The organism is Aequorivita sp. CRS11, assembly GCF_059693805.1.
The window spans coordinates 1-753 of the sequence record NZ_JCATIG010000047.1; the positions used below are offsets into that span (position 1 = coordinate 1).

A 753-nucleotide genomic window follows, 5' to 3' on the forward strand; every position below is an offset into this window, starting at 1 on the left:
TAGTAACCTTACTCCGCTCTTTTGTTCTTTCTGATTAGAACTTAAAGTTAACTGATTTAGTAAAAATCAAACTTAAGATGTATATAAAAAATAGGCGAGATAGTAATAAACTCAAGGGCTTTGGCTCGTATCAAAGTTTGTGCGTAACTGAAAGGTTCGAGCTTCAAAAACGCCTACTTTTCATATACTAACCGTTTTGTTTAATGTAGAAAAACCACGAGCGAAAAGAAAAATGACAAAAAAACGAATCGATACAAATTTACATTATGCTCAATATATAATCGCTCGGATTATTCTTGTTGGCGGAATTGGATTTCTGATTTACAGCATTTGGACTCAAAAAATCGGAGCTATTATCTTCTGTTCATTATTTGTGATTTATGCTCTTTTTTTGATGAAAAGAGTTTTTGACAAACCGACTGAAATCGAATTTGACGAAAATTATATTTATCTCGAAAATGGAAAAGAACGGATTGAATTAAATAAGATTATCGGAGTAAAAAAGAATCGGATTTTATACGAATCAAACGGAACCGAATCAAAATTAAAACTGCCGAATTTTCATTTTATGGACAAAAAGTGGACTGAATTAAATGAATTAATAAAAAAACAGAAAGCACTAAAACACAACAATGGTAACCGTTGCACAACCCCTTAATTTTTTAAACCTGAACCAATATAGGCCGTTTTAAGCGGCTTTGCTTTTTTGGTCAGGCTTGAGAATGAATCAAATTTGGTGCCTTTAAAAAATGC

At 31.7% G+C, this 753-nt stretch carries 1 protein-coding gene; it reads left to right on the plus strand.

What is annotated here, in order from left to right:
* The first annotated feature begins 232 nt into the window (after positions 1-232).
* Positions 233-658, plus strand: coding sequence for a hypothetical protein (locus AC58DT_RS15685; RefSeq protein WP_497217732.1), 426 nt, complete (start codon positions 233-235; stop codon positions 656-658).
* The last annotated feature ends 95 nt before the right edge of the window (positions 659-753 follow it).